The 13,468-nt window shown below is 40.7% G+C and carries 9 protein-coding genes; all 9 read right to left on the reverse strand.

Annotation, left to right across the window (positions count from 1 at the left end):
- Positions 1-14 precede the first annotated feature (14 nt).
- The 9 genes from BQ8005_RS06745 to BQ8005_RS06785 all read right to left on the reverse strand — a co-directional run bounded on the left by BQ8005_RS06745 (position 15) and on the right by BQ8005_RS06785 (position 13,406).
- Complete coding sequence (locus tag BQ8005_RS06745) at positions 15-4,373, reverse strand: DEAD/DEAH box helicase (RefSeq protein WP_234984011.1); 4,359 nt, start codon at positions 4,371-4,373, stop codon at positions 15-17.
- A 2-nt stretch (positions 4,374-4,375) separates the two neighbouring features.
- A complete protein-coding gene (locus BQ8005_RS06750; protein ID WP_075317523.1) occupies positions 4,376-5,443 on the reverse strand; it encodes a DUF1848 domain-containing protein in 1,068 nt (355 codons plus the stop codon).
- Positions 5,444-5,446: 3 nt separating this feature from the next.
- On the reverse strand, positions 5,447-6,523 hold the full coding sequence (locus BQ8005_RS06755) for a hypothetical protein (RefSeq protein ID WP_075317524.1): 1,077 nt from the start codon (positions 6,521-6,523) through the stop codon (positions 5,447-5,449).
- A 107-nt stretch (positions 6,524-6,630) separates the two neighbouring features.
- Positions 6,631-8,031 carry an ATP-binding protein gene (locus tag BQ8005_RS06760; protein WP_075317525.1) on the reverse strand — a complete coding sequence of 467 codons (1,401 nt, stop codon included), beginning with the start codon at positions 8,029-8,031 and terminating at the stop codon, positions 6,631-6,633.
- 359 nt (positions 8,032-8,390) lie between these two features.
- On the reverse strand, positions 8,391-9,839 hold the full coding sequence (locus tag BQ8005_RS06765; protein ID WP_075317526.1) for an OmpA family protein: 1,449 nt from the start codon (positions 9,837-9,839) through the stop codon (positions 8,391-8,393).
- Between the two features lie 50 nt (positions 9,840-9,889).
- The gene (gene mobV / locus BQ8005_RS06770) at positions 9,890-11,344 is read right to left on the reverse strand and encodes a MobV family relaxase (protein ID WP_075317527.1); all 1,455 of its coding nucleotides are present in this window, start codon (positions 11,342-11,344) and stop codon (positions 9,890-9,892) included.
- Positions 11,345-11,606: 262 nt separating this feature from the next.
- Positions 11,607-12,527, reverse strand: coding sequence for a hypothetical protein (locus tag BQ8005_RS06775; RefSeq protein ID WP_075319004.1), 921 nt, complete (start codon positions 12,525-12,527; stop codon positions 11,607-11,609).
- Positions 12,528-12,603: 76 nt separating this feature from the next.
- A complete protein-coding gene (locus BQ8005_RS06780; RefSeq protein WP_075317528.1) occupies positions 12,604-13,101 on the reverse strand; it encodes a hypothetical protein in 498 nt (165 codons plus the stop codon).
- Between the two features lie 11 nt (positions 13,102-13,112).
- On the reverse strand, positions 13,113-13,406 hold the full coding sequence (locus tag BQ8005_RS06785) for a hypothetical protein (RefSeq protein WP_234984012.1): 294 nt from the start codon (positions 13,404-13,406) through the stop codon (positions 13,113-13,115).
- Positions 13,407-13,468 lie beyond the last annotated feature (62 nt).

Genomic DNA, 13,468 nt, shown 5'->3' on the forward strand with positions numbered 1-13,468 from the left:
ATCATCTACAAGCCCTATGCAGCACATTCTGTATATTGCTTTATCTGTATCATCTTTATCTCTTTTCTTACAAAAGCCATTCGTAGCCTTTTATAGATGCTTTTATTTGCATGATTGCGAAGCCATCTAGTATCACCTGAGCATTTGGCTATCTTAGCTATCAACTCATTAAAATCACCAATTTTTTTCAAATCCAACTTTCCGTATCTGTCCTCATTGATATTTTGCCATCCCTGTTCCTCAGATATAGCAAGAATTTCCTTTTTGATTGAAGCTTCAAAACCTTCAGGATCTTGTTGAACATTATTCTCCCAAGAAACAACAACACTTGCATTGCCGTCTTCGTCAGCATGTGCCATTGCCTGATATATACCCTCTGTGATATTGTCTTCTCCCTCCAAAGGGCGCATAAGTGTCTTAGGAGAATAATCTTCATATGATTGGAGTATCTGGATCAAACAATTAGATATATACGAGCATAATGAATATTCAAAACCTAGATAATTATAAGTCGGGCGTAGGCTGTCGAGGAAGATATAACCATATTGTTTGTTATTATCTTCTTCCGAAACGATTTTAACTGCATTTTTTCTTGTATCTATCTTTAAGCACACATCCTCGTTTCCTGCTTCGTCTCTCAACTTTGCCTGAATCTCTGTTAGAAGTGTAGGCTTAGCATTGATTATTCTATCAGTGAGTTCAACAAGAATGACCTTCTCCTTGAATAGACCACGGAACGAGTTATTATGGAACCACAAGTTAATGTCCTTGTCTATGTTCTCCAGAAATCCTTGCTTTCTGATAATATCAAGAATCTTATCTGTCTGTTCTTTGGTACAGTTATTATATTTGCACAATGCAGGAATATCATCTGCAAGAACAAACTTATTTATATATCGTTCAAGCCATGTTGGGTCTTCATCCCCCATCAAATATCGAATATCATTTATTTTATCTATAGTAAATTCAATGAATTCTGTCGGATCATATAAAACATAAGATATGGCATGCTTCTTATCACGACCACAACGACCTGCCTCTTGAACATAACTTTCAATGGATGAAGGGTGATTTATATGAATTGTATATCTGATATTTGGCTTATCTATACCCATACCGAACGCTTTAGTGGCCACCATCAGATTTTGGTCATTTTCATTAAATGACTTCATATCACCAGAAGGCTTGTCACCGCCAACAAACGTACCCATCGACAATTCTGGCTCATGCTCTCGCAATTCAGTGGAGATACCAGTCCTGGTACCCCAAACATTATCTTCTACACCGAAAGTTCCATGTGCATGTGGACAGAATACTATTCCAGCATTTTTATAGTGTTGTTCACTATCTGCCGAATAGAAATCCTCTGCTGAAAAATCCTCTATATGAGCAATCCTTGATTTCTCAGTCTCATGCTGATTGACTTGCACTATATCTGAAGGTATTTCATGCAGTAGCTCATACATCTTATTCTTTTTTGCTGTTGCTACAACATCTTTAAGTTCCCAATCTGATTTTGCTTTAAGCAAGAACTGCTCATTAGGTTCTCTCAATTCATCAAAATTAGAAAAGACCTCAATAATACGATATGTTAGTTCAGGACGTGAATCAGACTCAGGACGTACAATTGTTTCACTGTCAATAGTAAGGTTTCCACCAAGAGTCAATTCACGCTCAACGTCTGCAAGAACATCAAACGATGCTGTAGCCGTCAAACCTATAATAGACAATGGACGACCTGATTTCGTATTCATGAAATTTATCATGTTTCGTCCAAGGTGGAGATAAGAAGTACGGAAATCATGTCCCCATTCAGATACGCAATGAACCTCATCAATAATGCCATAAGAGAAATACACATGATTCTTCTCTGTCATTGTAAGCAAACTTGAACGAAAATTCTCCATCATAAATCTTTCCGGAGAAAGGAGCATGAACAAGACAGAACCATTTTGAAGAAGATTCAGTTTTTTAGCCTTCTCTTTGGCATTCATTCCACTATTAACACATTCACAAGCATCAATTCGTGCTTCGCGCAACCCTCGAACCTGGTCAACCATAAGTGAAACGAGAGGGTCAACAATTATAGAAACGCCAGGTTGTAAAATGCATGATAACTGATATGTCAAAGACTTACCGCCACCAGTAGGAAGTAATCCTATTGTAGTTTTATCAGCTAAAGCATGGCTAAGAATAGGCAACTGCCCAGGACGGAAAGATGGCTTGCGGAAAATATCACGCAAGAAATATGTAAGGACATCTTCCCTTTCCTTTATATTTACATAAGACCCTGTGCCATCTTTTGTAACCAATGGAGGATATTGTATATTGTCTGCAGCGCAGATTGTTCGCTCACGTTTCTTGTAATGAGAAGAACGGATAAGATAGACAGTATCTGCATCGACATTCAAAGGAAGGGCATCAATGTTGTCTCTAAGTAACATTGATATATCCAAGCATAGGTCAAAATGTCCTTCTGGCATTTGAGTAGCGACACGGTTTCCCAAATGCAATGGAGATTTTTTGAATTCTTCTGTTGATATGATCTGAAGCTTTATCTCCGGCAGTCTATCTGATGAAGCTGCTAATTCACAAATATACCTATATTTTTCAGCAAGGTCCTTTATAGCCAATGCAGAACATGGGATATCACGTTCTACAATGGCAATATTCCATACATCGCTATCAAGACTAAGAGCACCGGACATCATTGCCTCCACCAACATTCGTTCTACTCGTGCAATTGCCATTGGTGCAAGAACTATTTGCAAAGTGTCCAACCAATTTCCAGACAGAGCCTTTTTGTAATTAGCCTTTATAATCTGTAAGTAGTCAACTGAAGCAGCGTCACTTTCCCAATTTTGCATGAACGCCATATTATTCAGTTGTTCAATACGATATGTATCCCAGCCTCCATTGAGAGCCATTCGGTCACGTCGCTCATCGCTAATTCTACTGAATATATTAGAATGATAACGCAGACCGTCCATCTCAAGAATGAAGCCGGTTCTTGCATCACCATAAGGAATTTCCAACGCAAAATCTACTCGTTGATCTTTGCTGAATCTTCTATCAGGAATATCTACAATTGATGAAAGATTACGTTGTGGCTCAAAAACTTGAATCAGATATTCACTTTGAGAACCTTCCAAGTATTTTTCAATAAAATCTTTCTCAAAGGAACTGTCAAGCATATCTCCATTATAGAAATCTACATTAAAACGAGGATCTATAATATGCAGGGCTTCATAAATTTCCTGCACCGAAACTTTATGAGTAGATTTATAATCAAGTATCGCTTCTTCTTTTGGCTTGGTTGAAATATGGAATAAATCAGAAAAAGTATTCTCTAATAACAACGGAGCCTTTGTTGGCAAACCTCTTGATATGATATTTGCCAAGACTGCAAGTTTGGAGTCTGTATTTGAATTATAAGCAAGAGGTATATTTGATTTGACATCGAAAGCAGAAAGAGAACGATAAAGTTCTTCAGCATTATCTGCCTTATCAGATTTGCTATATTCCTCTGCGACAGCATCAAGAACAAATCCTGCAAAGAACTGTTCTTTCTTATGCGAATCTTCAATACGTTTACGAATATTCTCAACGGTCTCAATGCGGTCGAAATGTTTGAAGAATATACGCATTGAGATTGTCCAGTCACCCTGCCATGTCCCACGTTCCTTATTCATCGTGGCATACATAATATCAGGTGCTGTGGCAGCTACGAATTCATCAACACGTCTGTTGTTGCTGTAATAAGGACCGATGCACACAAAATAGTTATCACTTCCGAATAGCTGTTGGAACAAGTGAATGAATCGTGCAAGGTCAAAAGCTTCTACATCGAGAATATTACTGAAAAGATGTACTTTCCTAATATTCGATTTCTTGAAATCTTCCGGACTCAAAGAGTCAAAATCCTTAGTAATGGACTTTACGAAATATGCAGAACTAAAACTTTCAATAACCTGTGTTGCTCTTTCGACAGCAGCAGAAGAAGGCTCTACCAAGCAAAAATGCTTGATATTAGGTGATATATTCTTTGAATGTAGAAAATCCAATAAGCATACTGAGGCTGTTCCTTGACCGCAACCCCAATCGTAAATCTCCACTTCTTCTGAGAAGATTTCAGAAATATCAGGAATGCAACCAAAAGCAGCATCAAGCTTCGCTTTATGCATTTTACCGAAGCTATGTAAATACATATTTAGATGGTCTTCGTCATCTAATATGCCTTTACCTCGTTCTAAATCCTGATACAGCTTATTACGACTCGTTCGATCAGCAGGAAGAAGAGTCAATGCTGCATCTCTCATACCGACAAACGAGATATTTCTGTTTCTTCTGAATATATCTATAAAATTTGACATAATTATTTCCCTGTTATTGTATCAGCATTTTTATTCTGCTGATGACGTTTCCAATTCTCTAAAGCTAAATGCTTAGTTGTATTTGCATAGCAGTATTCACACAGATGTGGACAAGTGTTATATTCACCAATATCTTTAGCTGCCATACATCCACACAGGGCTCTTTGTCCTGGATCTTTCTTGTGAGCACTTAGGAAGAATTGATTGTGTGGCAGAATAATTGCACCATCAGGTAATGATGGTGAATCTTCAAACAATGACGGTGCTGGCATCTGCTGAATTTTAACCTTCATAAAATCCATAAGAACCTTATCGTCCCACGCCAAGCGAGTTATTAGATCTCCATCAATACACCTATTATGAGCTATTCCATATCTATCAATATCTATCTGCTCTCCGCAAGTAGCAAGCTGGAAATTCCAGTTTCTTTCGCTATTCATTTTTGATAATTTCATAGCGAACTTCTCCATTTGCGCAGTTTCCCACTCATGATATGGAATGCCATTCTTTTCAAGATTCAATTTAACCTTTTTATAAAGCTTGATGTCAGCATACGAAAACACCAATTTCTTCGTATATCCTTTGAGCTGGTCACCAATCTTCTCAACTTTACTAATAAGGTCATCTATAGTAATATCATCTGTAAGAATCATCGGATCGAAACGCCAAACAACAGCGTCCGCTCCAAGTTTATCAGATAACATTTTGAATGTCTCAATGCGATTTAAAAGTGAAGGTACTTTCTCCAATCCCTCCTTCTCATAATCATTCAATGTGTATTGTATATAGCACCTTATATTTCTTTCTTTGAGATAATCAAGATATGGAAGAAGCGGATGAGGATTCTTTGACCAAAAAACTATAAAGCGAGTTTTATCATACGATACATAAGACTTCACGCCATTAAATGGGTTGGTCCATGCTGAGTAACCTTTCTTTAAGCGGTCAAAAAACCAATCGGCATAGAATGCAGGAATATCCGTACTTCTACTTGCCGACACGATGATAGGAGCCTGCGCTTTCACAGGCTGCCCATCAACGATTATGTCTGTATGTTCCCAAGATGCCATACTTTATTCACTAAACATTATCAAGTAATAGAAATCATCTTCATTAGGAAGATTATTGATTATAAATGCAACAATCTTACCTTTCTGTTGAGTTATTTGAAATAATGAAACATATTCTTTACCACTTGAAGCAGATTCCCAAGAATTTCCGACTTCAGCAGAAGCTGCCTCGAAATCGTTACCTTGTGATTGGTAATCAAATTGTGGAACAAATGTAGGATTCTGCTGAAGTATTCTTTTTGAACGAAGTTCTGCTATATTGCTAATATCAAAAGTAACAGTTCCGTTTGTCTCTTTTCTCACAATTCTAGCATAAGCGGATGAGTCCGTCTCGATAATTTGTGCGTCACCATGATAAGGTTGTTTGACAACCTTAACCTTTGGTAACTTCAAATTAAATGTAAAACCATTGGCTACTGCACTAATTGAGATGTTGTTATTGAAAGGTTTGTCATCTTCTTTCGGCTCTTCCTTTTTAATGATTGACGAATGCAAATACTCCAGGCGTATATTGCGGTCATACATATGAAGCACACACTTTTCCACTTGCCCATTTTTGTAATAAACTACAAAACCATAGTCGCTGTAATCTACTTCTTGCCAACCGAAAGGAGATCGTGCCTCGATAGGGAAACCACGCAATTCTACCATGTCTGCCGTTTTTTTCACAACCTTCATAGGTTTGTCTGACATGTTCGGCTTACCCAGGTCATCATTGTATATCTTTACGATGTAACCAACGCCGGGGGCTAACTTGTAACCAGGGCAACCATCAGTGTTCTTTACCATACTGACAGTACGAATACACTCCTGTAAACCCATAACAGGAGTGTCGTTTTCATAACGCTGATGACAATTGGAACGAAATGTAAAAGGCTGTATTGACTCTTTCTGTTCACGTTCTGCTTTCAGTTTGGCTTGACGTTCAAGTTCTTTACGACGGTTCTCTTCCAACCTACGTTCTCTTTCACGTGCAATACGCTCTTCCTCCAACTTTTGTTGGCTAGCTTGCTCTTCAGCGCGACGGCGTTCTTGTTCTTCCTTTTCACGCTTCTTTTTGAAATAATTAAAAGGCCACATATCGATAATATTTTAATTAATATAGTATTCCACATTGATGTTCAAATAAAGTCTTTCGTTATATTCCATGAAATGAAGCCTTGCCATTCGATAAGGAACACATTACTCTACTGATTATTCTCCCACACAAAGGCACTCAGCAGTTTATCCATTTGCGACATGGCATAGAGTGGGCAGATTTGTACGTGACGTACTGCATTATTATCCTTGACATCTTGATACTCAAAGCTCCCAAAGTTCTCCATTGAGCATCTAAGGGCATTGTGCAAATGCTTTTCGTTCATAAACAGCCAAAGGCTCTTCATTCCGCCTTGCATTCCCGCCTTCACCTCGATGGGAACAACTTGCTGGTTATATGTCACAAGATAATCAATCTCTGCAGAGGAATTTTTTGCCCTTCTAAGCCAGTAAAACAAGTCATGGCGGATGTTCGGAGTTTTGTAGTGCAGCATTTCCAGTCCTGCAACCATTTCTGCCATTGGTCCTTTGTTTGCCAATTCTGAAACATCGGATGTTAGGATTTGGGTTGTCAGCTCACTTACATCACCGGTCGTCATATTCAACAGACGCAACATCAAACCAGTGTCGAGCAAAAGCATCTTACGATAGGAATAATCAGCCTCACTTCCTAAAGGTACGCCATTGGCTGACGTATGCGTGACAGGAATCAGTATGCCTGCAAGAATAAGCATTTCAAGGGCTTTCTTCACTTCTGAAGTACTATAACTGCCGCCGACCTGAGAATAGACAAACTTTTTAGTGGCTTGAACGGCTGCACTACGCATGGTCAGGCGCAAAAGCATAGGATCAACACGTTTCTTATATTTCGGAAAATCGTCTTCATAGGTAACGACAATATCATCCTGCACCTCCTGACAAGCCAGATAGTCGTGGGTCTCCACCCATTTGCTCACGGCTTCAGGCATTCCGCCAACAAGCATGAAAGTACGGAGTAGCCCCACCAACTTTTCATATAGAGGAGCTGGCAGTGGTGCTGATGACGTAGCTTGATTCCGCGCCTCAATAAGCAAATTCTCGCCATTAGCAAGCAGGAACTCATCGAACGTCATCGGAAACATAAACATCGAGTGAATCCTGCCGACACCAAATGTTGGCAGTTCTTCAAGTGCGAACTCTAACAAAGAGCCTGCAGCTATCACATGAAGTTCGGGCATGTCCTCTTTGAAAAATCGGAGTGACATGATGGCTTCGGGACAAGCCTGAATCTCATCAAGAAACAGAAGTGTGCTTCCTGGTTCTATCGGCTTACCGGCAATAGCCGCCATTTGTGGAACAATTCGTTTCACATCAATATCGCCTTGAAATAGCTGCTTATATGAAGGTTGCCGTTCAAAGTTCACCTCCACAAAGCTCTTGAACTTCTGACTCAGATGACGAACTGCTGTTGACTTTCCTACTTGACGCGCACCTCTTAACAGCAAAGGTTTATGTGAAGACCTTTGTGACCATTCCAGCAAATATCCGTCTATCATTCTTGAATAATACATAACTCTAAGATACTTTATAATTTGTCTGTAAAGGTATAAAATTAAAATTATCCAAGGAAATATTTCTCAATAAATTCAAAAACACAAGGTATTATTTAAGTATCATTGAATATTTTCCCATCTAATAAAATCGTCAAAAATCAACTTTTCCAATCATTTTCGATATTCATCTGATTTTGTCTTGAGACATCAATTCCCAACATTTAAGTTGTAGTATGAAAAACATTTCCATGTTAGCCCACATAAAAAAGGTATGCAAGGAAAATCCAAGCATACCTTCTCGACAAATTTTTAAATATGAGATTTAAATTTTAATGAAAGTCTCAAGACTTTTTAGCTTATACAAAAAACAACTTCTATCATTCAGTAAGCATGACTACCGCAAAGCGGTTTGAGTCATTGACCTTATATTTATCTATTCCACCAAAGCTATGTAGATGAATAAGACTTTCGGATACCCCTTTATCCACAAGCATTTGAGCAATATATCTGGCACGACGCTGGGCAAGTTCCTGATTGATGGTCTGTGTACCAGTGGCGCTGTCGGCTGCTCCGAATATGGTCACTTTTAAATTATGCACCTTGGATATTTTTGCAATGTCATCGAGGTTCACGATCTGGGATTCATCTACAAGCCTGTCTGACTTTAGCTGGAAGAAGAAGTACACTGGGATACCCACTGTTATCTTTGAATTACCTGAATTTTCTATTGAGTCTAATTCATTATTATTTGCAGACATAAGATTATCAGATATTTTCTGACCGGCAGACAAAAGCGAATCCAAGTGGCAGTCTCCAATCTGTGCATGCGCATCCACAAGACCGATTTCAGCATCATCAGCCAGCTTTCTGGCTATACTGTCATTCCCAGATTTGCTTTCAGAAGCATCTGACTTCTTCTCCGACAATCGCGCTCTTAGCGAATTAAGCCCACTATAGTTATTCTTGGGATAGACAGCATGTACATCTTTCTCACCTGACAATTTTTTCTGCAATCGTATATTCTCATCCTTCATATAGGAAATGTAATCCTTGAGATAAGCATTCTGCTCGATATAAGGTGTAGCATCAACTACACGCTTCCATCCAGCCTTTCCTAATGTTATGGAAAGACCAGCTGAGACTGTAAGCATATTATCCTTGAATTTTATAGAGCTACCAATGTTGTCAAAGTTCTGGGCTGTTGTCAGTCCGCTTACACCTGCAACAAGTTTTACCCTGTTGCCAATTCTGTAACCTATCTCCAGACCATAGGTAAATGCGAACGGACGGCTGCCATCGGAACCACTGGCACATGAACAAGGATCAGACCAGTCCGCATTATGAACCATACCCACTCCCACATAAGGAACAATATCCCAAAGAGAGAGTCCGTACTCATTCTGACGAAGTCCGGAAGTCAGATTGTACATCAAGTCTGCGTGATAAAACTGATACTTCATAGATTTGAACTCAGCGTTCTTGAACGTCAGTCCCTGAAAACCTACACGTCCACCGATTGCGGGTGTGAACCACTTCCCAACGCCGACCTGCAAGGCTGGTGTTATTCGATCGAACACATCACCGCAACCAATGGGTGATCCGAGAAAAGCTGAAGCCCCGCCCTTAATTTCTATAAACCAATTTCTACCCCAGTTGGCTGCTTCGCTTACATTCTTCAGATATGTAGGATTCATAGGCAAGAGCATCTGCTCCTGACTGAAAGTATTCTGCTTATAAATGCTGTCAGCATTATGATGGGTGTTACTTGCAGAGATTGTCATCGTAGCAAGACATCCCGTTAAAAACATAAGAATATTCTTTCTCATATAGTTTGTACTTTAATTGTTGATACTGTCATAAGCCAAAAGGCTTACCATTACATTCTCTTCTTCCGGTTGACAGATGGCGCACACATCTTGCGTGCCATTACCAGACACCTACGCGCCCACTCACGGTCATCATCTTCGGGACGTCTTCCCCAACCAGTAGAGGGACCACCGCCACCTCCGTGAGTCTGGGCAATAGTCGTAGCATCGTCCACATAACCGCACACAAGGTTCAAGGCAACCATGACAACATGATTCCCCTGTTCTGCCAGTTGACTGAGCAGTGTATCGTCAAACAAGGATTTTGTTTCCTCCGGCAGATGGTGATAGCGGGATGTGAACTCCTGTGACATTGTGTCAAGCATTGTACCGTTCAAGTGATAGCTCATGTTGTGAGCCCATGAAAGTTCAGACTGATTGGCCTTGTCTTCCAGTTCCCTGGCCTGCTGCTCGATGTTAGCCTTATCCTCACGAAGAGCTTCAAGCAACCGGTTAGTCTCATCAAGTTTCTTTTCCTTGTCTGCCAGTTTAGCTTCGACCTGAGCCTTCTGGTATTCGAGATTTTGAATCTTACGTGCTATCTCTGCACTGATACTCTCGCTGTTGGCCTGCATTGCCCGAAGAGGACGAAGTTCATCTTCAAGACGGTCTTTCTCCGTCTTCAGATTATCAATCATGGTCGTAAATGACTTCTGTTTCTTCTGGGCTATTGCCAGTTCCTCGTTCAGTGACTTCAGCAACTTGCTGTTGTTCTCCAACTGGGCTTCAAGTGTCACACAGGCGTTAGCCAGCCATCGTCGGTATTCCTCTGTAGAGCGATGCCTCGCACCAGATTCCACAACCGACACCCCTCTTGTAAGCCCCCATTTCTCATTAACCTTTGCAAGCTCGTCGTGAAGGGCAAGCATATAATTCTTAAACTCCAGACGATTCTGTCCATGGAAAATCTGCTTGAACGCAAACTTGCCGTTCTGGTCTATCGGCAGTAGAGCACAGTGAACATGCGGATTTTTCTCATCACAGTGAACTATAAAGGAAATGATGTTTTCCTCTCCATATTTATCTGCCACGAAGCGATAAATGTCACGAGCCCATTCTTCTATTTCCGGCATACGCCGTACATGTTCGTTACCTCCTTTGCTCTCAAAGTCAACTTTCTGGTTGCCGAAGGCCAGCTCACGCATACGGTCGGTTGAGCCTCCGAATATGAAGTTGACCACAGTCCGGAAACGTGGCTCGGCTAGTCCTTCGTTCGGATCCTTGATGCCACGTGACGCAAGGTTTTCTGCCATGCGTTTTGTCAGCGGACGCTTCTTGTCTATCGGTGTAACAATGCCACCTTTCTGGACCTCAAAATTGAGATGCTCACGGCTGCGGTCATAGTTACCCTCACGCATAGCCTGCTCCCATCCCTTATCCGTCCAGGCACGTAACTCCTCATTGCTCGTCTGTGAGAGCCCTTTGGAAGTCTTTATATCCATGACTTGTTTTGATGTAGTACCCATATTGACAATTCTATTTTTTTGTTATTATGAGCCTTTTATCAGTCTCCTTTGCGGTCATACGCATACTTAGAAAACTGACCCAGCTTGCTGTTTATCTGGTCAGCCCTCCCGACGCTTCATAGCGGTCGGGGTATTAGGCTTCCCGAGACTGTAAAAAAGTGGCACGTGCAAGCACGCTGCCTGTCGTTACCTCCATCCGTTTGCGGGACAAAGACAAAGTGTACAAAAGCGTATGACATGCCGTGCATCGTTAATAAGGCATTTAATCCGCTCCGTGTTCAACAGAGGAAGTGCCCCCAGGTTTATAATTCGTTTTGTTCTCCACGGGGCTTAAATCAGGCCGAGGATGGTCATTGTAATAAAATGATCCCTGGTCAGATACATAGTATTCAAAGATGCTGTCAAGGAGAATAATCTCTGCCTTCGTATAACAGGACACGGTTTCTGCCATATAACTGGGCTTCCTGTTTTCACGTATCGCAACAACCAGAATGCCAAGGATGTCTATTACTTTCTGCCAGTCCCAGACATGGTCTTTACCAAAGAGAAGACCGGTTGAATCCGTCATTTCTTCAGGCATTTCCTTCTCCATTTTCAATATCTGAAATATGGACTTTACCAATGAATCGAATACCAGACTCTGCTGTTTCAGAACATGGCAATCAGGTCTGCCTCCGTCATTTTCCGTTACCGCCAATTCCATTACCTTATTGAAATAACTATTATAGGATTGGGCTACCTGACTGGAAGTATTGCGTCCTTTAAGGAACCGCACAAACTGAAGTGCGTTAAAGTCCAATATATCAGACGGAGTCTCAACAAAGAGAGAAAGACGTTGTTTCTGGCTTACAGAAAACACGTAGCTTTTTGAATACTGCTCCATGTTAAGATAGCCCAGATTGACAAGACCGGTCAGGAACTGACGGACTGTTGCACGTTGCCACTGCCATTTCCGCGCAAGCTCAGATATGGTGGCAACAAACTGGCCGGGGAGTATTTTCAGATTTCCTACCACAACAGATGTGGAGTATGTTCCTGATGTCGCTCTTGTGAGCAGATCACAATAGGCTTCCAATTTACTGTATCGGTCTTCTGATTTAGGCTTCAGATACTCCAACAAAGAGCGGTCTATGCCTTGTGGGTCATTCAATTCAGAAGCATAATTGTTTTTATTGTTAGTCATTTGCGTCATTTTTAGATTACATTAAAAAAGTGGAAAACAAGCAAGCAAAGAATATATATTCCACATGTAAGTGGCATTAATAGTAGTTCTTCATTATCCATTCAACCTGGCTTTTAAAACTGTCGCAGTCTTCAAGTACGCTTTTCTGCTGAAGGACTCTTTCAGACGGATAAAAGACAGCTGCCACACTTAGCAGGAAAAAAAGCTGGAACACGCTGTTCATATAAGGAGTGGCATAACATACCACTGCTATCAGGAGTGTGATAAGCCAAAACCGTTTCCTTTCATGCAGAATATGAAGGGTACTATCGGCAATCCTTCTGTTTAAAAGTGCCAGCGTCAGGATGCTTGACAGTCCAACTGCCAGATTCGGATCTGTCATACAACAGCACCAGTTAATGAAGATGAGTGCAAGCATCATAATACTTACATAAAACTTTCTTGCACTGTCAAATACAACCATCCTCCACATGAAGCTTTTCATGCAGCGGTACTGTTTCTTGTATAAACAGAAGAATGCCAGGAGAAGCAAAAACGGGAACAAAAAACGGATGATGGTTAATGTATGTATCATAGTGAATCCATTTAGTTATTTGTATTCTCAACGTGTTCCTGCTCTTTTCTCTGGATTGACTCCAACCGTTCAGCGATGCGCCTGTTCAACTGGACATTATAGCTGAACGATTTCTGGTCAATAGTGGGGTCTTTTGAAAGTTCCTCATCCGTTTCGATGAGAAGATTCAGATAAGAATCCAAATTGGAATCGTGATTCCTTTTCTCATCTCCTATAGCATAATCATCAGTCAATGAAGTCACCTTTTCCAACGTATCAGGGTCAATATCATCGGCCAGGTCATAGGCCCTTTTAATGCTTCTCATAACCATCAGGCAAGAGAATATGAGGAAACACAGTATTGCCTTGATTATTATATTCAGGTCAA

Source organism: Bacteroides togonis, assembly GCF_900130135.1.
Classification (GTDB): Bacteria; Bacteroidota; Bacteroidia; order Bacteroidales; family Bacteroidaceae; genus Bacteroides; species Bacteroides pullorum.

What these genes read in the sequence shown, in the direction of transcription:
- BQ8005_RS06745 (WP_234984011.1), bottom strand. Translation starts at nt 4,373, where the DNA reads ATGTCAAATTTTATAGATATATTCAGAAGAAACAGAAATATCTCGTTT.
- BQ8005_RS06750 (WP_075317523.1), bottom strand. Translation starts at nt 5,443, where the DNA reads ATGGCATCTTGGGAACATACAGACATAATCGTTGATGGGCAGCCTGTG.
- BQ8005_RS06755 (WP_075317524.1), bottom strand. Translation starts at nt 6,523, where the DNA reads ATGTGGCCTTTTAATTATTTCAAAAAGAAGCGTGAAAAGGAAGAACAA.
- BQ8005_RS06760 (WP_075317525.1), bottom strand. Translation starts at nt 8,031, where the DNA reads ATGTATTATTCAAGAATGATAGACGGATATTTGCTGGAATGGTCACAA.
- BQ8005_RS06765 (WP_075317526.1), bottom strand. Translation starts at nt 9,839, where the DNA reads ATGAGAAAGAATATTCTTATGTTTTTAACGGGATGTCTTGCTACGATG.
- mobV (WP_075317527.1), bottom strand. Translation starts at nt 11,344, where the DNA reads ATGGGTACTACATCAAAACAAGTCATGGATATAAAGACTTCCAAAGGG.
- BQ8005_RS06775 (WP_075319004.1), bottom strand. Translation starts at nt 12,527, where the DNA reads ATGACTAACAATAAAAACAATTATGCTTCTGAATTGAATGACCCACAA.
- BQ8005_RS06780 (WP_075317528.1), bottom strand. Translation starts at nt 13,101, where the DNA reads ATGATACATACATTAACCATCATCCGTTTTTTGTTCCCGTTTTTGCTT.
- BQ8005_RS06785 (WP_234984012.1), bottom strand. Translation starts at nt 13,406, where the DNA reads ATGAGAAGCATTAAAAGGGCCTATGACCTGGCCGATGATATTGACCCT.